Raw genomic sequence first — 18954 nt, forward strand, 5'->3', positions numbered from 1 at the left:
CCGTAACGACCACCCGCAGTGCCCCTCGAAATGCCCCCGAAGGAAGGACCGACCAGCCATGGCGATCGGCAGAAGCACGGACATCAGTACCTTCAAGGGCGGTGCGAGAGCCCTGCGCGCGGACCGGATCGGCCTGCCCGGGCTGCTCTTCTCGGTGGTCGCCGCGAGCGCCCCGCTCATGGTCGTGGCCGGTGTCATGCCGACCACCTGGGCTGTCATGGGCATTGTCGGCCAGCCGCTGATCTTCGTGATCCTCGGCGTGGTGCTGGCGCTGTTCAGCGTCGGTTACGCCGAGATGAGCCGCCATGTGCACAACGCGGGCGCCTTCTACGCGTACATCGCGCGCGGCCTCGGCGGTACCGCCGGCTCCGCGGCGTCGTTCCTGGCGCTGCTGTCGTACAGCGCCCTGCAGTTCGCCCCCTACGGCCTCCTCGGCTTCGAGGTCTCCACCCAGCTCCAGGCGCGCTTCGACGTCAGCGTCTCCTGGTGGGTGCCGGCCGTCGTGGGCGTGCTGCTCGTCGGCACGCTGGGCTGGCTGAAGATCGACCTCAACGCCAAGGTGCTCGGCCTGCTTCTGCTCATCGAGGTCGCCATCGTCGTGGTCTTCGACATCTCCGCCATTGCCGACCCCGCCCAGGCGGGTGTCTCCTTCCACGCCTTCAACCCCTCCACCCTGTCCGGCGCGGGGCTCGGCGCCGCGCTGTGCTTCTGCATCGCCGGCTTCGTCGGCTTCGAGCAGTCGGCGGTCTACGCCGAGGAGACCAGCCGCCCGCACCTGGTAGTCGCCCGGGTCACCTTCCTCGCCGTCGGCTTCATCGCGGTGTTCTACGCGCTGGGCGCCTGGGCGCTGAGCATCGCCGCCGGGCCGGACCAGGTGGTGGGCCTGTCCCAGAAGCACGCCACCGACCTGCTCTTCGTCCTCGCCCAGGACCGGCTCGGCGCGGGCTTCGCCGATGTGCTGCACGTCTTCTTCGTGACCGGCATGTTCGCCTGCCTGCTCAGCTTCCACAACGTCGTCGCCCGCTACGCCTTCGCCATGGGCCGCGAGCGCCTGCTGCCCGCCGCCTTCGGCCGCACCAACCCCACCAGCGGTGCCCCCGCGTACGGCTCGCTGCTCCAGAGCGCGGTCTCGCTCGCCGCCGTGCTGCTGTTCGCCGTCACCGACAAGGGCCCGGTGGGCGACCCGACTGCTCCCGTGCTGCGGCTGTTCACCTGGGGTGGCCAGGTCGGCGCGCTCGGCATCATCGTGCTGCTGGCCACCGCCTCCGTGGCCGTCATCGCCTTCTTCGTACGCCGCGGGGCCGCCCGTGCCCAGGCGGTGCGGATCGCGTGCTCGGCGCTGGCGGCGGCCGCGCTGCTGGTCATCATCTTCATCACGGTCAGGGACTTCGACGTACTGCTCGGCTCCGACCCGAACTCGCCGCTGCTGTGGATCCTGCCCGGCATCGTCGGCGCCACGGCCGTCATCGGCCTGGCATACGGGCTCTACCTGCGCGCCGCGCGCCCGGAGGTGCACTCCGGCATCGGGATGGGCAACGAGGTCTACCAGATCGAGCAGGCCCGCAACGCCGGTGCCGGCGCGGAGGCGGGGGCCGGTGCCGGGGCCGGGAGCGTCTCATGAGCTGCTGCCACGACGAACACGGCGAACAGGCCGAGCAGGTGGCGAAGGCCGTCGCCCCGCATCCCCTCGACCCGCTCTCCGCCGCGGAGATCGACGCCGTACGCACCATCCTGGAGGCCGACGGCAAGGTCACCGGCACCACCCGATTCCCCCTGGTCCTGCTCGACGAGCCCGCCCGGCACACCGCCGCCGCCCACCGCGACGGCGACCCGGTGGTGCGCCGGGTCCGGGTCACCCTCCTCGACTCGGCCACCGGTGAGGCCGCCGAGGCCGTGGTGGATCTCCAGGCCGCCGCCGTCGTGGCGTACCGGCTCCTGGACACCGACCGCGAGGGCCAGCCGCCGGTGACCTTCGAGGAGTGGGAGCTCGTCGACCGGATCGTCAAGGCCGACCCCGGCTGGCGCAAGGCCATGGCCGACCGCGGCATCGACAACCTCGACCTCGCGGTCGTCGGCCCGATGGGGGCCGGGCCGCTGCGCCTGGAGGACCGGCCCCGCGGCCGGCGGCTGATGCGCTCGCTGACCTGGCTGCGCTGCGACGCCTCCGACAACGCCTTCGCCCACCCGGTGGCCGGGCTGGTCGCCGACGTCGACGTCGTCGAGCGCCAGGTCGTACGCCTCATCGACACCGGGACCGTGCCGGTCCCGGCCGAATGCGCGCGCTACGAGGCCGAGTTCAACGGCCCGGCCCGCACCGACCTGCGCCCGCTGGAGATCATCCAGCCCGAAGGCCCCTCCTTCGAGCTCACCGGCAACCTCCTCACCTGGCAGAACTGGCGCTTCCGGATCGACTTCAACGGCCGCGAGGGCCTGGTCCTGCACCAGATCAGCCACCGCGACGGCGACCGCGACCGCCCGGTCCTGCACCGCGCCTCCCTGGGCGAGATGGCCGTCAGCTACGCCGAACCCGGCGCCGACCGCAACTGGGTGGCCTTCCTCGACGCGGGCGAGTACGCGCTCGGCCGCAACGCCAACGCGCTCAAGCTCGGCTGCGACTGCCTCGGCGAGATCCGCTACCTCGACGCCGTCCTGTCCGACGACTTCGGCCGCCCGGAGACTCTGCCCAACGCCATCTGCATCCACGAGGAGGACTTCGGCCTGCTCTGGAAGCACACCAACCAGTTCGACGGCATGAAGGCCGAGAGCCGCCGCGCCCGCCGCCTGGTCGTCTCGTACATCGCCACCGTCGGCAACTACGACTACGGCTTCTACTGGTACTTCCACCAGGACGGCACCATCGCCTTCGAGGCCAAGTCCACCGGCCTGGTGCAAACCTCCGCCATCCCGGCCGGGCAGGGCTCGCCCTACGGCACCGAGCTGGCCCCCGGGCTGCTCGGGCCCTACCACCAGCACATGTTCTGCGTACGCCTGGACGTGGCGGTGGACGGCCTCACCAACACGGTGGAGGAGGTGGACGTCGTCCCCGTGCCGTCCGGCCCGGACAACCCGAACGGCAACGCCTTCACCGTACGGACCACCCCGATCACCGACAGCGCCGACGGCGGCCGCCTCGCCGACCCGGCCACGGGGCGCCGCTGGCGGATCACCAACCCCGCCTCGCGCAACCGCATGGGCGAGCCGGTGGCGTACACCCTCGTCCCGCAGCCCGGACCGCTGATCCTGGCCCAGCCGGACTCCGCGGTGGCCCGCCGCCTCGGGTACGGCAGCAAGCACTTCTGGGTCACCCGGCACAGCCCCGAGCGCCGCTACCCGGCCGGCGACTACCCCAACCAGCACCTGGGCGGCGCCGGGCTGCCGGAGTGGACGGCCGGCGGGGAGTCGCTGGAGGACACCGAGCTGACGGTGTGGCACACCTTCGGCCCGACCCATGTGCCCAGGCTGGAGGAATGGCCCGTGATGCCGGTCGACCACAGCGGCTTCACCTTCAAGCCGACCGGCTTCTTCGACCGCAACCCGGCCCTGGACCTGCCCGCCGAGACGCCCCGGGAAGGGCACTGCTCCGTCTGAAGTAGCCTTCCGCCCGTGACCACCTTCATCTGGGTCGCGGTGGCGGTCATCGCCGTCGGCCTCTACCTGAGCTGGACGGCGGGCCGCCTGGACCGCCTGCACGCCCGCATCGACGCGTCCCGCGCCTCACTGGACGCCCAGCTCCTGCGCCGCGCCTCCGTGGCGCAGGAGCTGGCGACGGCGGGCGTCCTGGATCCGGCCGCCAGCATCGTCCTGTACGAGGCCGCCCACGCCGCCCGCCAGGCCGAGGACGAGCAGCGCGAGGTGGCCGAGAGCGAGCTGAGCCAGGCCCTGCGCGCCGTCTTCGCCGAGCCCGACGCGGTGGAGGCGGTACGCGAGGCCCCCGGCGGCGAGAACGCCACCCGCGAACTGACCCAGGCCGTACGCCGGGTGCCGATGGCCCGCCGCTTCCACAACGACTCCGTACGCGCGGCCCGCGCGCTGCGCCGGCACCGCAAGGTGCGCTGGTTCCGGCTGGCCGGGCACGCGCCGTCGCCGATGACGTTCGAGATGGACGACGAGCCGCCCGCGCTGTTCGCAGGCCACTGAGGTTGGATTGGCCCTTTTCCGGTCCACTTCCGGCGGGTCACCATGCGATAGCAATGCAGCATCCCCGTCTACCGGTGAGGTCCCCCGTGTCCAGCACGTCCTTCAGCACCACCCAGACTCCCGAGACCGGCACCGCCCGCGTGAAGCGCGGTATGGCCGAGCAGCTCAAGGGCGGCGTGATCATGGACGTCGTCAACGCAGAGCAGGCGAAGATCGCCGAGGACGCCGGCGCCGTGGCGGTCATGGCCCTGGAGCGGGTGCCCGCCGACATCCGCAAGGACGGCGGCGTGGCCCGGATGTCGGACCCGAACATGATCGAGGAGATCATCGACGCGGTCTCCATCCCCGTCATGGCCAAGTCCCGCATCGGCCACTTCGTCGAGGCCCAGGTGCTCCAGGCGCTCGGCGTGGACTACATCGACGAGTCCGAGGTCCTCACCCCGGCCGACGAGGTCAACCACAGCGACAAGTGGGCCTTCACCACCCCCTTCGTCTGCGGCGCCACCAACCTGGGCGAGGCCCTGCGCCGCATCGCCGAGGGCGCGGCGATGATCCGCTCCAAGGGCGAGGCCGGCACCGGCAACGTCGTCGAGGCGGTCCGCCACCTCCGCCAGATCAAGAACGAGATCGCCCGCCTGCGCGGCTACGACAACAACGAGCTGTACGCCGCCGCCAAGGAGCTGCGCGCCCCGTACGAGATCGTCAAGGAGGTCGCCGAGCTCGGAAAGCTCCCGGTCGTCCTCTTCTCCGCCGGCGGTGTGGCCACCCCCGCCGACGCCGCGCTGATGCGCCAGCTCGGCGCCGAGGGCGTCTTCGTCGGCTCCGGCATCTTCAAGTCCGGCGACCCGGCCAAGCGCGCCGCCGCCATCGTGAAGGCCACCACCTTCTACGACGACCCGAAGATCATCGCGGACGCCTCCCGCAACCTCGGCGAGGCCATGGTCGGCATCAACTGCGACACCCTGCCCGAGACCGAGCGGTACGCCAACCGCGGCTGGTAGTCCCCGGCCGGCAATCCCTGTGTGGCGCAATGATGGGCAGGCCGCCACGGCCTGCCCATCGCCCCTTCCGAGAGTCCCGAGAGTCCCGAGAGGTCCGGAGAGCCCGTGTCGAGCAGCACCCCCACCATCGGCGTCCTCGCCCTCCAGGGCGACGTACGCGAGCACCTGGCGGCCCTCACCGGCGCCGGGGCGCAGGCCCGCCCGGTGCGCCGCGCGGAGGAACTGGCCGAGATCGACGGCCTGGTGATCCCCGGCGGCGAGTCCACCACCATGTCCAAGCTCGCGGTGATCTTCGGGCTGCTCGAACCGCTGCGGGATCGTATACGCGGCGGGCTCCCCGCCTACGGCTCCTGCGCCGGCATGATCATGCTCGCCGACAAGATCCTCGGCGGCCGCGACGACCAGGAGACCATCGGCGGCATCGACATGATCGTGCGCCGCAACGCCTTCGGACGGCAGAACGAGTCCTTCGAGGCGGCCGTCGACATCACCGGCGTCGAGGGCGGCCCTGTCGAGGGCGTCTTCATCCGCGCCCCCTGGGTGGAGTCCACCGGCAGCGGCGTCGAGACCCTCGCCCGGCTCGCCGACGGCACGGTGGTGGCCGTACGGCAGGGCAATCTGCTCGCCACGTCCTTCCACCCCGAGCTGACCGGCGACCACCGGGTGCACCGGCTGTTCACCGACATGGTGCGCGCCGCACTCTGATCCGATCCCGGTAGGATCGGCAATCGTTCGTGCAGCATTTGGTGACGTGAAGGAGACAGGCGGATGTCCGGCCACTCTAAATGGGCTACGACGAAGCACAAGAAGGCCGTGGTCGATGCCAAGCGCGGCAAGCTCTTCGCGAAGCTGATCAAGAACATCGAGGTCGCGGCTCGGGCCGGCGGTGCCGACCTGGCGGGTAACCCGACCCTCTTCGACGCCATCCAGAAGGCCAAGAAGAGCTCGGTCCCCAACAAGAACATCGACAGCGCGGTCAAGCGCGGCGCTGGTCTGGAAGCCGGCGGCGCCGACTACCAGACCATCATGTACGAGGGTTACGGCCCCAACGGCGTCGCGGTGCTCATCGAGTGCCTCACCGACAACCGCAACCGCGCCGCCTCCGACGTCCGCGTCGCCATGACCCGCAACGGCGGCTCCATGGCCGACCCGGGCTCGGTCTCGTACCTCTTCAACCGCAAGGGCGTCATCATCGTCCCCAAGGGCGACGACTCCCTCTCCGAGGACGACGTCCTCGGCGCGGTCCTCGACGCGGGCGCCGAGGAGGTCAACGACCTCGGCGAGTCCTTCGAGGTGATCAGCGAGGCGACCGACATGGTCCCGGTGCGCACCGCGCTCCAGGACGCCGGCATCGACTACGACTCGGCCGACGCCAACTTCGTTCCCACGATGCAGGTGGAGCTCGACGAGGACGGCGCCCGCAAGATCTTCAAGCTGATCGACGCGCTGGAGGACAGCGACGACGTGCAGAACGTCTTCGCCAACTTCGACGTGAGCGACGAGGTCATGGAGAAAGTCGACGCCTGACAGTCGGCATACGGCGGGCCGGTGGGACACACCCCACCGGCCCGCCGTCGTTGTCGGTGGCACCCGATAACCTGCGGGGACACAGACATTCGAAGGCTGGAAGGGGGGACCGTGCGCGTACTCGGCGTTGACCCGGGGCTGACCCGGTGCGGGATCGGGGTCGTCGACGGCGCGCCCGGAAAGCCCTTGAAAATGGCGGGAGTCGGAGTCGTACGGACTCCGGCGGACGCGGACATCGGGCCGAGACTGGTCCTGATCGAGCAGGGCATCGAGGCCTGGCTGGACGAGTACCGCCCCGAAGCGGTCGCCGTGGAGCGGGTGTTCAGCCAGCACAACGTCCGCACCGTCATGGGCACCGCCCAGGCCAGCGCCGTGGCGATGCTCTGCGCCTCCCGCCGCGGCCTGCCGGTGCATCTGCACACCCCCAGCGAGGTCAAGGCCGCCGTAACCGGCAGTGGCCGCGCCGAGAAAGCCCAGGTCGGCGCGATGGTGACCCGGATCCTGCGGCTCGACGCACCCCCCAAACCGGCCGACGCGGCTGACGCGCTGGCGCTCGCCATCTGCCACATCTGGCGCGGCACCGCGACGAACCGCCTCCAGCAGGCCATAGCCGACAACGCCCTGAAGGGACGCGCCCTGCAGGGGCGCGGGGAACTGCGCGAGCAGCCGTCCACCAGCCCGCACACACCAGTCCGCCCTCGCAGAGGATCCGCATGATCGCCTTTGTCAGCGGCCCCGTCGCCGCCCTCGCCCCGGACGCCGCCGTCATCGAGGTCGGCGGCATCGGCATGGCCGTCCAGTGCGCGCCCAACACGCTGGCCGCACTCCGCATCGGCGAGCAGGCCAAGCTCGCCACCTCCCTTGTCGTACGGGAGGACTCGCTCACCCTCTACGGCTTCGCGGACGACGACGAGCGGCAGGTCTTCGAACTGCTCCAGACCGCCAGCGGCGTCGGACCCCGGCTCGCGCAGGCGATGCTGGCCGTGCACAGCCCGGACGGCCTTCGCATGGCGATCGCCACCGGCGACGAGAAGGCGCTCATCTCCGTGCCCGGCATCGGCAAGAAGGGCGCCCAGAAGCTGCTGATCGAGCTCAAGGACCGCCTCGGCGCCCCCCTCGGTACCGCCTCGCCCGCCCGCGGGTCCGCCCCCGGCCCTGCCTCCTGGCGCGAGCAGCTGCACGCGGCGCTGATCGGCCTGGGCTACCAGCCCCGCGAGGCCGAGGAAGCCGTCGCCGCGGTCACCCCGCAGGCCGAGGCTGCCGCCGAGCCGAACGTCGGCGCTCTGCTGCGCGCCGCCCTCCAGACCCTGAACCGCACCCGCTGACCTGCTGACCCGCTGACGTAAGGCACCTCCACGTGAACTGGGACGACACCGACCGCATCGTCGCCTCCGCCGCCGACGGCGAGGAGCAGGCGGTCGAGGCCGCGCTGCGGCCGAAGGACCTGGGGGAGTTCGTCGGGCAGGAGCGGGTCCGGCAGCAGCTCGACCTGGTGCTGAGGGCGGCCAGGGCGCGGGGTGCGACCGCCGATCACGTCCTGCTGTCCGGGGCGCCGGGGCTCGGCAAGACCACGCTGTCCATGATCATCGCGGCGGAGATGGGCGCTCCGATCCGGATCACCTCCGGTCCGGCCATCCAGCACGCGGGTGACCTGGCCGCGATCCTGTCCTCCCTCGCGGAGGGCGAGGTGCTGTTCCTCGACGAGATCCACCGGATGTCCCGGCCCGCCGAGGAAATGCTCTACATGGCAATGGAGGACTTCCGGGTCGACGTCATCGTCGGCAAGGGCCCCGGCGCCACCGCCATCCCGCTCGAACTGCCGCCCTTCACCCTCGTCGGCGCCACGACCAGGGCCGGCCTGCTGCCCCCGCCGCTGCGCGACCGCTTCGGCTTCACCGGGCACATGGAGTTCTACGCCCCCGCCGAGCTGGAGCGGGTCATCCACCGCTCCGCCCGTCTGCTCGCCGTCGAGATCGATCCGGACGGCGGCGCCGAGATCGCCGGCCGCTCGCGCGGCACCCCGCGCATCGCCAACCGCCTGCTGCGCCGCGTACGGGACTACGCGCAGGTCAGGGCCGACGGCCGGATCACCAGGGAGATCGCCCGCCAGGCCCTGGAGGTCTACGAGGTCGACGAACGCGGCCTGGACCGGCTGGACCGGGCGGTGCTGCACGCGCTGCTGAAGCTGTTCGGCGGCGGGCCGGTGGGGCTGTCGACGCTGGCGGTGGCGGTGGGGGAGGAGCGGGAGACGGTCGAGGAGGTGGCCGAGCCCTTCCTGGTGCGCGAGGGGCTGCTGGCGCGTACGCCGCGTGGCCGGATCGCGACCCCCGCGGCCTGGTCGCACCTGGGCCTTGTGCCTCCTCAACAGGGCGGAGGGCCGGGGCAACAGGGGCTCTTCGGCCCTTGACGGCGGGGAGACTCGCCGGGCCAGGAACCACAGTGCAATGCTTGGCGTTGTTCCAGCGGCGAGCCAGCGCTTAGACTCCGCCGACGCCCTTCCTCCGGAACGGCAACCACATCCCTCGAAGGATCGTCCAGACCGTGAGTATTCAGTTTCTCTTCATCATCGTCGTCATGTTCGGCGCCATGTTCCTCATGACCCGCTCTGCGAAGAACAAGCAGAAGCAGGCCCTGGAGATGCGCAACCAGATGGCACCCGGGTCGGGTATTCGCACGATCGGCGGCATGTACGCCATCGTGAAGGAGGTCAACGACGACTCGGTCCTTCTGGAGCTCGCCGACGGCGTGCACGCGTACTTCGCCAAGAACGCGATCGCCGCGGTCCTGGACGAGGCTGAGTACGACCGCATCGTGCACGGTATCGAGCCGGACGAGGAAGCCGAGGAAGCCGAGGAAGAGGGCACCGAAGCCGAGGCCCACGAGGCCGACGAGGCCGAGGACGGCATCGACCTCACCAAGCCTGCCGCCGCGGATGTGGACGACGAGCAGCCGGAGGACGGCCCGAAGACGGACGGCACCGACTCCAAGTAGGGAGTCAGGTCCGCAGTCCGTCTACATACTTCGTTGCCGCCCCGCCGTGCGCGCAGGCTCCGGGGCGGTTGGACAGGGAGAAACGAGAAGGTGGCAGCACCCAAGAAGGGCCGCAGGTCCTCGGGGAGTCAGGGATACCCGGGACGGGCTCTGGCAGCGATCCTGCTGGCCATGGTGGCGCTCACCGGGGGGATGTTCCTCTCCGGACACACCACGCCGAGGCTCGGTATCGACCTCGCCGGTGGTACGAGCATCACCCTGACGGCCAAGAGCGACCAGCCCAACGCGATCAACAAGACCAACATGAACACCGCCGTGTCGATCATCGGTCAGCGGGTCAATGGTCTGGGCGTGTCCGAGAACGAGGTCGTGACCGAGGGCGACAGGAACATCGTCGTCAACATCCCCAAGGGCACCAACGGGGACCAGGCGGAGAAGCAGGTCGGCACGACCGCCCAGCTGTACTTCCGTCCGGTGCTGGCCATGACGACGAACGTCTCGGCCTCGGCCAGCGCGTCTCCCTCCGGCAGCGCGTCGGGCTCGGCCTCGCCGTCGTCCTCCGCCTCGGCTTCCTCTTCCTCGTCGGCCTCCGCCACCGCGTCCGGCTCGCCCTCGGCCAGCTCCACCAATCAGGGCCGCGCCGTCACCCAGGGCCTGAAGGCGGCCTCCGCCTCCGCCAGCCCGTCGGCCTCCGCCTCGGCCGCTGCCGCCGCCTCTGCCTCGCCGAGCGCGAGCGCCACCGCGAGCACGGGCACGCTGGACACCACGATCCCGGATGCCCTCGGGGCGAAGTTCACCGCGCTGGACTGCTCGAACGCCAAGGCGCGCGCGAACCTCAATCTGAACGCGAAGCCGACCGACAAGATCGTCGCGTGCAGCCAGGACGGCACCGAGAAGTACATCCTCGGCGTCTCCGCGGTCGACGGTAAGAACGTCAGCAAGGCCAGCTCCGGCTTCGACACCACGCAGGGCAACGGCTGGATCGTCACCCTGAACTTCGACGGCGCCGGCTCCAAGGCCTTCTCCAAGATCACCTCGCAGCTGTCCAGCCAGACCGACCCGAACAACCGGTTCGCGATCACCCTGGACAACGAGGTCGTCTCGGCCCCCTCGGTCAACACCACGCTCAGCAGCAGCGCCGAGATCTACGGCAGCTTCACCCAGCAGAGCGCCGAGGACCTGGCCAACGTCCTGTCCTACGGTTCGCTGCCGCTGTCCTTCGACATCTCCGACAAGACCACGGTCTCCCCGGCGATCGGCGGCGAGCAGCTGCACGGCGGCCTCATCGCCGGCGCGGTCGGGCTCGCGCTCGTGGTGCTCTACCTCCTCGCGTACTACCGGGGCCTGAGCTTCGTCGCGATCCTCAGCCTCATCGTCTCCGCGGTGCTCACCTACACGATCATGACGCTGCTCGGCCCCGCACTCGGCTTCGCGCTGAGCCTGCCGGCCGTCTGCGGCGCCATCGTGGCGATCGGCATCACGGCGGACTCGTTCATCGTGTTCTTCGAACGCATCCGGGACGAACTCCGGGAGGGCCGTTCGCTGCAGCCCGCGGTGGCCCGTGGCTGGCCCCGTGCCCGGCGCACGATCCTGGTGTCGGACTTCGTGTCCTTCCTCTCCGCGGCCGTGCTGTTCATCGTCTCGGTCGGCAAGGTGCGAGGCTTCGCCTTCACGCTGGGCCTCACCACCCTGCTCGACGTCGCCGTGGTGTTCCTGTTCACCAAGCCGCTGATGACGATCCTGGCGAGGAACAAGTTCTACGCAGACGGCCACAAGTGGTCCGGGCTCAACCCGGAGTCCCTTGGCGTCACCCCGCCGCTGCGCCGCGTCCGCCGTCCGGCACGTGCCGAAGTCAAGGAGGCCTGATGTCCCGGCTCAGTAATCTCGGGCACCGCCTGCACCGGGGCGAGGTCGCCTACGACTTCGTGGGCAACCGGAGGATCTGGTACGGCGTCTCGATCCTGATCACCCTGGCGGCCGTCGTCGGCCTCGCGGTGAACGGGCTCAAGCTGGGCATCGAGTTCTCCGGCGGCGCGGTGTTCACCACGCCCAAGACCTCGATCTCGGTCAGCGACGCCCAGAACCGGATCGAGGGCCACACCGGCGGTAGCGAGCCGGTGGTCCAGAAGCTCGGCAAGGGCAGCCTGCGCATTCAGATCAGCAACGTCAGCACCGCTGAGGCCAAGCGGATCCAGACGAGCATCGCCGAAGACCTCGGCATGCCGAAGGCAGACGTCGACGAGCAGATCATCGGCCCCAGCTGGGGCAAGGAGATCTCCCAGAAGGCCATCCAGGGCCTGGTGATCTTCATGGTGCTCGTGACGATCTACCTGGCCATCGCCTTCGAGTGGCGCAAGGCCATCGCCGCCCTGATCGCCCTGATCCACGACCTCACGATCACCGTCGGCGTCTACGCCATCGTGGGCTTCGAGGTCACCCCCGGCACGGTCATCGGTCTGCTCACCGTCCTCGGCTACTCCCTCTACGACACCGTCGTCGTCTTCGACGGTCTGAAGGAGACCACCAAGGACATCACCAAGCAGAACCGCTACACGTACAGCGAGCTCGCCAACCGCAGCCTCAACCAGACCCTGGTGCGTTCCATCAACACCACGGTCGTGGCCCTGCTGCCGGTCGCCGGGCTGCTGTTCGTCGGTGGCGGACTGCTCGGCGCGGGCATGCTCAACGACATCGCCCTCTCGCTGTTCGTCGGCCTCGCGGCCGGTGCGTACTCCTCGATCTTCATCGCGACCCCGCTGGTCGCGGACCTCAAGGAGCGCGACCCGCAGATGCAGGCGCTTCGCAAGCGCGTGCTCGCCAAGAGGGCCGCCGACGCCCGCCGGGCCGAGGAGCCGCAGGACGCGGCTCAGGAGCCCGACGAGGACGACGAGGACGGGGAGGAGCACGCGGCGGCCGCCGTCGCCGGACAGCGCCGGCCGGCCCCGCGCAGCCGGAGCAAGAACCGTCCCTCCGGCAAGCGCCGCTGAGGCCAGCAGCAGTGACCGACAAGGACAATCCGATATGACCACCACGGACGCAGCCCAGGACGGACTGCGCAGCCTGCTGCTCAGCCGCATCCGGGACGTGCCCGACTACCCGAAGCCGGGCGTGATGTTCAAGGACATCACCCCGCTGCTCGCCGACCCCGTCGCGTTCAACGCGCTGGTGGACGCTCTGGCCGCGCTCGCCGCGCGGCACGGCGCGGACAAGATCTGCGGTCTGGAGGCGCGCGGGTTCATACTCGCCGCCCCGGCCGCGGCGCGGGCGGGTCTGGGCTTCGTGCCGGTGCGCAAGGCCGGAAAGCTGCCCGGGCTCACTCATGGGCAGTCGTACGAGCTGGAGTACGGCACCGCCGAGATCGAGGTGCACCAGGACGCCTTCACAGCGGGCGACCGGGTGCTGGTCATCGACGATGTGCTCGCCACCGGGGGCACGGCCGAGGCGTCGCTGCAGCTGATCCGCCGGGCGGGCGCCGAAGTCGCCGGCGTCGCCGTTCTGCTGGAACTCGCCTTCCTCGGCGGGCGGGACCGGCTGGCGACGACGCTGTCGGGAGCGCCTCTTGAGGCGATCCTGGTGGCCTGAGGGCGGCTGAATTCGTAAATCATAAATGGGTCTGCCGACCGCGCTGGACGCGCGGTCGGCAGACCCATTTCATGTGTGCGAGTCGCGTGCGAGTCGCGTACGCGTTGTGCGGGCTACGAGCAGTCCTCGATGTCCGCGGTGATGATGGAGCCGTCTTCCTTGCGGTGACCCTTCGCCCCGCCTGCCGCGGTCAGCTTGTGCAGGGTGTCCGTGTTACCGCTCTTCCACCACACGCACAGGCTTTTCTTGGTGCTGCAGGTGTTGTGGTAGTAGATGGTGGTCGTCGAGGTGCCGTCTGCCCAGCTCCAGTTGAAGCAGCCGCTGGTGCCGGTGTGCTTGGACTTCGCGACCACGGTGTTCGGGGTCGCCGCCTGCGCCGGAATCGACAGGGTGCCGCACGCGCCGAGCGTAATGGCTGCGACCGCCGCGAATTTGGAAATGCGCTTCATTTCTTTCTCCCCCGGGGAAGAATCCCCCAGCTAGTTCTCCTGGATTCATGGTCAATTTGAATCCTCCGGGATCCTATGTGGCACGGAAGGGTCCGGCAAAGCGGTTTCCCTTTGTGTGGTTTGTGTTCGTGATTTCGCAAAATTTCGGAGATTTCGACCCTGTGGAACCCTGGATTCCGCCCGTGTTTTCCTTTTTCTCCGGCCTGCCGGATCGCCAGGGTTTGCCAATCGATTGCCGGGACAAGAGACGCAGTTGATCTTCCGTTGCCGCGAAGGGGCGGGCGGGGGCGCGGAAGCGGTTCGTCCATGTCGATCGCTACCATGGTTTTCCGGACCCATTGAGGAGTGCCCTTGCACGACGAGGCCCAGCCGGCCCAGCCGAGCATCGCCGCCGACGCCGCCGACCAGGTGGCGCCCGCCGCACCGGCCCCCGCCGACCCGCCCGCGCCCGCTGCCCGGCCCGTACGCACCCCTGGCGGCGCCGCCCCGGCACGCCCCGCCGCGGCTTCCTCCAACCGTGTCCGCGCCCGCCTCGCCCGCCTCGGCGTGCAGCGCTCAAGCCCGTACAACCCCGTCCTGGAGCCCCTGCTGCGGATAGTGCGCAGCAACGACCCCAAGGGCGACACCGCGCAGCTCCGCCAGATCGAGCGCGCCTACCAGGTCGCCGAGCGCTGGCACCGCGGCCAGAAGCGCAAGAGCGGCGACCCGTACATCACCCACCCGCTCGCCGTCACCACCATCCTCGCCGAGCTGGGTATGGATCCGGCCACTCTGATGGCGGGCCTGCTGCACGACACCGTCGAGGACACCGAGTACGGCCTCGACGCGCTCCGCCGCGACTTCGGCGACTCCGTGGCCCTGCTGGTCGACGGCGTCACCAAGCTGGACAAGGTCAAGTTCGGCGAGGCCGCCCAGGCCGAGACCGTGCGCAAGATGGTCGTCGCCATGGCCAAGGACCCGCGCGTCCTGGTCATCAAGCTCGCCGACCGCCTGCACAACATGCGCACGATGCGTTACCTCAAGCGGGAGAAGCAGGAGAAGAAGGCCCGCGAGACCCTGGAGATCTACGCCCCGCTGGCGCACCGGCTGGGCATGAACACCATCAAGTGGGAGCTGGAGGACCTCGCCTTCGCGATCCTCTACCCCAAGATGTACGACGAGATCGTGCGCCTGGTCGCCGAGCGCGCCCCCAAGCGCGACGAGTACCTGGCCGTCGTGACCGACCAGGTCCAGCAGGACCTGCGCGGCGCCCGCATCAAGGCCACGGTCACCGGACGGCCGAAGCACTACTACAGCGTCTACCAGAAGATGATCGTGCGAGGCCGCGACTTCGCCGAGATCTACGACCTGGTGGGCATCCGCGTCCTCGTCGAATCCGTCCGCGACTGCTACGCGGCACTGGGCACCATCCACGCGCGGTGGAACCCGGTCCCGGGGCGGTTCAAGGACTACATCGCGATGCCCAAGTTCAACATGTACCAGTCGCTGCACACGACGGTCATCGGACCCAGCGGCAAGCCGGTCGAGCTCCAGATCCGCACCTTCGACATGCACCGCCGCGCCGAGTACGGCATCGCCGCGCACTGGAAGTACAAGCAGGAGGCCGTCGCCGGCGCCTCCAAGGTCCGCACGGACACCCCCAGCCGGGGCCAGGGCGACGCCATCAACGACATGGCGTGGCTGCGCCAGCTCCTGGACTGGCAGAAGGAGACCGAGGACCCCGGCGAGTTCCTGGAGTCCCTGCGCTTCGACCTCTCGCAGAACGAGGTCTTCGTCTTCACCCCCAAGGGTGATGTCATCGCGCTCCCCGCCGGCTCCACGCCGGTCGACTTCTCCTACGCCGTCCACACCGAGGTCGGCCACCGCACCATAGGGGCGCGGGTCAACGGCCGCCTCGTCCCCCTGGAGTCCACCCTCGACAACGGCGACACGGTCGAGGTCTTCACCTCCAAGGCCGCCGGCGCCGGCCCCTCACGCGACTGGCTGGGCTTCGTCAAGTCCCCGCGGGCCAGGAACAAGATCCGCGCCTGGTTCTCCAAGGAGCGCCGAGAGGAAGCGGTCGAGCAGGGCAAGGAAGCCATCGCGCGGGCCATGCGCAAGCAGAACCTGCCGATCCAGCGCGTACTGACCGGCGACTCGCTGGTCACGCTCGCGCACGAGATGCGCTACCCCGACATCTCAGCCCTGTACGCCGCCATCGGCGAGGGCCACATCACCGCGCAGTCGGTCGTCCAGAAGCTCGTCGAGGCCCTCGGCGGCGAGGAAGGCGCGACCGAGGACATCGCGGAGATCACCACCCCCTCCCAGAGCCGCAGCAAGCGGCGGGCCAACGCCGACCCCGGCGTCATCGTCAAGGGCGAGAAGGACGTCTGGGTCAAGCTCTCCCGCTGCTGCACCCCCGTCCCCGGCGACTCCATCGTCGGCTTCGTCACCCGCGGCGCCGGCGTCTCCGTCCACCGGGCCGACTGTGTCAACGTCGACTCCCTGTCCCAGCAGCCCGAGCGCATGATCGACGTCGAATGGGCCCCCACCCAGTCCTCCGTCTTCCTCGTAGCCATCCAGGTCGAGGCCCTCGACCGCTCCCGCCTCCTCTCCGACGTCACCCGGGTCCTGTCCGACCAGCACGTCAACATCCTCTCCGCCGCCGTCCAGACCTCCCGCGACCGCGTCGCCACCTCGCGCTTCACCTTCGAGATGGGCGACCCCAAGCACCTGGGGCACGTCCTGAAGGCCGTGCGGGGCGTGGAGGGCGTGTACGACGTGTACCGCGTCACGTCAGGCCGCCAGCGGTAGGCCGTTCCAGCCCGTCCGGCGTTTGCGGACACAGAACGGCCCCGGCACGGAATCCGTGCCGGGGCCGTTCACAACGGACGCGTCAGCCGCCGAACTCGTGCAACCCCTTGAGCGCCTGGTCGAGCAGCGCCTGCCGCCCCTCAAGCTCCTTCGCGAGCTTGTCGGCCTTGGCCGTGTTACCGGCGGAGCGAGCCGCCTCGACCTGAGCCACCAGCTTGTCCACCGCGGCCTGCAACTGCCCCGTGAGCCCCGCGGCGCGCGCCCGGGCCTCCGGGTTCGTGCGGCGCCACTCGTTCTCCTCGGACTCCTGGATCGCCCGCTCCACCGCGTGCATACGGGCCTCGATCTTGGGGCGCGCGTCACGCGGCACGTGGCCGATGGCCTCCCAGCGCTCGTTGATCGCCCGGAAGGCGGCACGGGCGGCCTTGAGGTCGGTCACGGGGAGGAGCTTCTCGGCCTCGATGGCCAGCTCCTCCTTGGCGGAGAGGTTCTCCCGCTGCTCGACGTCGCGCTCGGCGAAGACCTCGGACCGCGCCGCGAAGAAGACATCCTGGGCGCCGCGGAAACGGTTCCACAGGTCGTCCTCGGACTCGCGCTGGGCACGGCCGGCGGCCTTCCAGTCGGTCATGAGCTCGCGGTAGCGGGCGGCGGTCGGTCCCCAGTCCGTGGACTTGGACAGGGCCACCGCCTCGTCGACCAGCTTCTCCTTTGCGCGCCGCGCATCCTCACGCTGGGCGTCCAGCGAGGCGAAGTGCGCCTTGCGCCGCTTGGAGAAGACCGAGCGGGCGTGGCTGAAGCGGTGCCACAGCTCGTCGTCGGTCTTGCGGTCCAGGCGGGGGAGGCCCTTCCAGGTGTCGACGAGGGCACGCAGCCGTTCTCCGGCGGAGCGCCACTGCTCGCTCTCGGCGAGCTGCTCGGCCTCGGCGACCAGCGCCTCCTTGGAGTGCTTGGCCTCGTCGGTCTGCTTGGCCTTCGCCGCCTTGCGCTCCTCGCGGCGGGACTCCACCAGGCCGACCAGCGCGTCCAGCCGCTTGGTCAGCGCGTCCAGGTCGCCCACCGCGTGCGCGCCGTCCACCGAGACCCGCAGGTGGTCGATGGCGGTCAGCGCGTCCTTCGGGGCGAGATCGGTGGTGCGCACCCGGCGCTCGAGGAGGCCGATCTCGACGACAAGGCCTTCGTACTTGCGCTCGAAGTAGGCCAGCGCCTCCTCAGGGGAGCCCGCCTGCCAGGAGCCGACCTCTCGCTCGCCGTCGGCCGTACGCACGTACACGGTCCCCGTCTCATCGACGCGGCCCCACGGGTCGCTGCTCACAGCGCCTCCTCACGTGATGCCCGGCTCGTACAACGGAGCCGGCATCTTCCACAGTTTCATTCGGCCAGAGCCGCGCCCTGGCGCAGGCACCCTATACAACCGCCAACATAGGCGACCGGTGCCCCGGCTGTCCGCATCCCGCACATGCGAAATTACGAATCGGCCGGGGCCGCGGCACCGCTGCGGTCAGGACTTCGTGACGGTCGCCTTGTTGATCACGACGGTGGCGTTGGGAGCCCCGTCGCCGGTGCCGTTGGCCTCGCCGGCGGCGGCGATCTTGTTGAGCACCTTCATGCCGGCCGAGGTGATCGTGGCGAACGGGGTGTAGCTGGCGGGCAGCGTGCTGTCCTTGTAGACCAGGAAGAACTGGCTGCCGCCGGTGTGGGCGCTGCCGGTGTTCGCCATCGCGACGGTGCCCGCCGGGTAGGTGCCGCCGGAGATGGACTTCGCCTTCAGGTTCTCGTCCGGGATGGTGTAGCCGGGACCGCCCGAGCCCTGCCCGGTCGGGTCGCCGCACTGGAGCACAAAGATGCCCGAGGTGGTCAGCCGGTGGCACTTGGTGTGGTCGAAGAAGCCCGCGTCGGCAAGGAACTTGAACGAGTTGACCGTGTGCGGGGCGTCCGCCGCGTCCATGTCGAGAGCGATGTCACCGCAGGTGGTCGCGAGCGTGAAGACGTACTTCGCCTTCTTGTCGATGGTGACCGCCGGCTCCTTCTTCCACTGCTTGGTGCCGACCTTGCCGGCCGCCGCCTTCTCGCAGGGGTCCGCGGCCTTGCTGGCGGACGCGCTCGGCGAGGCCGAGGCGGCCGCGTCGGTGCTGCCCTTGCCGCCGGTCAGGCTTACCGCCGCCCAGGCGCCGCCGCTGATCGCCAGTACGCCCGCGACCACCGCGGCGATGATGGCGTTGCGCTTCCGGGCCTGGGAGCGGAGTGAGCTCCGCCGCTGCTGCTGCCGCTCGTACTTCTCGCGGGCGAGCTGCCGCCGCCGCGCATCCTTGGTGACCACTGCGCCTTCTCCCGGTGATGATGTCTGTTTCGGAGATCTTCGCGTTACCGCGTCCCTCAGTCCAGTCGGTGCAGTGACGTTACTGGTTCGCGACAGCCGCGGCTGCGCCGGTAGGCTCTTGCACTACTGGACTGCGTAAACCTGCCGTGGACGACAG

Annotated in this window: 17 protein-coding genes; 14 read left to right on the forward strand and 3 right to left on the reverse strand. The window is 69.9% G+C overall.

What is annotated here, in order from left to right; genetic code table 11:
• The first annotated feature begins 58 nt into the window (after positions 1-58).
• From OG607_RS39035 to OG607_RS39095, 13 genes are all read left to right on the forward strand, one after another.
• Complete coding sequence (locus OG607_RS39035) at positions 59-1621, forward strand: APC family permease (protein ID WP_405734049.1); 1563 nt, start codon at positions 59-61, stop codon at positions 1619-1621.
• Entirely contained in the window at positions 1618-3588 is a 1971-nt protein-coding gene (locus tag OG607_RS39040) for a primary-amine oxidase (RefSeq protein ID WP_405734050.1), read from the forward strand. The genes OG607_RS39035 and OG607_RS39040 overlap by 4 nt, the downstream gene beginning before the upstream one ends.
• Before the next feature lie 15 nt (positions 3589-3603).
• A complete protein-coding gene (locus OG607_RS39045; RefSeq protein ID WP_405734052.1) occupies positions 3604-4137 on the forward strand; it encodes a hypothetical protein in 534 nt (177 codons plus the stop codon).
• Between the two features lie 53 nt (positions 4138-4190).
• Positions 4191-5138, forward strand: a complete 948-nt coding sequence (gene pdxS / locus OG607_RS39050; protein ID WP_405734054.1) for a pyridoxal 5'-phosphate synthase lyase subunit PdxS — start codon at positions 4191-4193, stop codon at positions 5136-5138.
• A gap of 105 nt (positions 5139-5243) precedes the next feature.
• A complete protein-coding gene (gene pdxT / locus OG607_RS39055; RefSeq protein WP_405734056.1) occupies positions 5244-5843 on the forward strand; it encodes a pyridoxal 5'-phosphate synthase glutaminase subunit PdxT in 600 nt (199 codons plus the stop codon).
• A 63-nt stretch (positions 5844-5906) separates the two neighbouring features.
• A complete protein-coding gene (locus OG607_RS39060) occupies positions 5907-6665 on the forward strand; it encodes a YebC/PmpR family DNA-binding transcriptional regulator (RefSeq protein WP_405734058.1) in 759 nt (252 codons plus the stop codon).
• Positions 6666-6776: 111 nt separating this feature from the next.
• The gene (gene ruvC, locus OG607_RS39065; RefSeq protein ID WP_405734060.1) at positions 6777-7382 is read left to right on the forward strand and encodes a crossover junction endodeoxyribonuclease RuvC; all 606 of its coding nucleotides are present in this window, start codon (positions 6777-6779) and stop codon (positions 7380-7382) included.
• Entirely contained in the window at positions 7379-7990 is a 612-nt protein-coding gene (gene ruvA / locus OG607_RS39070) for a Holliday junction branch migration protein RuvA (RefSeq protein WP_405734062.1), read from the forward strand. The genes ruvC and ruvA overlap by 4 nt, the downstream gene beginning before the upstream one ends.
• Positions 7991-8022: 32 nt before the next feature.
• Complete coding sequence (ruvB, locus tag OG607_RS39075) at positions 8023-9072, forward strand: Holliday junction branch migration DNA helicase RuvB (protein WP_405734064.1); 1050 nt, start codon at positions 8023-8025, stop codon at positions 9070-9072.
• Between the two features lie 134 nt (positions 9073-9206).
• Positions 9207-9656 (forward strand): preprotein translocase subunit YajC, encoded by a 450-nt coding sequence (gene yajC / locus OG607_RS39080; protein WP_405734066.1) that lies wholly within the window; start codon positions 9207-9209, stop codon positions 9654-9656.
• Between the two features lie 90 nt (positions 9657-9746).
• Complete coding sequence (gene secD / locus OG607_RS39085; protein ID WP_405734068.1) at positions 9747-11522, forward strand: protein translocase subunit SecD; 1776 nt, start codon at positions 9747-9749, stop codon at positions 11520-11522.
• The gene (secF, locus tag OG607_RS39090; RefSeq protein WP_405734069.1) at positions 11522-12643 is read left to right on the forward strand and encodes a protein translocase subunit SecF; all 1122 of its coding nucleotides are present in this window, start codon (positions 11522-11524) and stop codon (positions 12641-12643) included. The genes secD and secF overlap by 1 nt, the downstream gene beginning before the upstream one ends.
• 34 nt (positions 12644-12677) lie before the next feature.
• A complete protein-coding gene (locus OG607_RS39095) occupies positions 12678-13238 on the forward strand; it encodes an adenine phosphoribosyltransferase (RefSeq protein WP_405734070.1) in 561 nt (186 codons plus the stop codon).
• Between the two features lie 113 nt (positions 13239-13351).
• Here the strand turns inward: OG607_RS39095 and OG607_RS39100 are convergent, their stop codons facing one another.
• Positions 13352-13687, reverse strand: coding sequence for a hypothetical protein (locus OG607_RS39100; protein WP_405734071.1), 336 nt, complete (start codon positions 13685-13687; stop codon positions 13352-13354).
• A gap of 351 nt (positions 13688-14038) precedes the next feature.
• Between OG607_RS39100 and OG607_RS39105 the strand changes: the two genes are divergently transcribed.
• Entirely contained in the window at positions 14039-16480 is a 2442-nt protein-coding gene (locus OG607_RS39105) for a RelA/SpoT family protein (RefSeq protein ID WP_405734073.1), read from the forward strand.
• 82 nt (positions 16481-16562) lie between these two features.
• On the opposite strand, the gene OG607_RS39110 is transcribed toward OG607_RS39105, so the two are convergent.
• Both OG607_RS39110 and OG607_RS39115 read right to left on the reverse strand, forming a co-directional pair.
• Entirely contained in the window at positions 16563-17792 is a 1230-nt protein-coding gene (locus OG607_RS39110; protein WP_405734075.1) for a DUF349 domain-containing protein, read from the reverse strand.
• A gap of 186 nt (positions 17793-17978) precedes the next feature.
• Positions 17979-18797: a peptidylprolyl isomerase gene (locus OG607_RS39115; RefSeq protein ID WP_405734077.1), complete on the reverse strand. Its 819-nt coding sequence runs from the start codon at positions 18795-18797 to the stop codon at positions 17979-17981.
• Between the last annotated feature and the right edge of the window lie 157 nt (positions 18798-18954).

Origin of the sequence: Streptomyces sp. NBC_01537, assembly GCF_045040445.1 — a bacterium.
Taxonomy (GTDB): domain Bacteria; phylum Actinomycetota; class Actinomycetes; order Streptomycetales; family Streptomycetaceae; genus Actinacidiphila.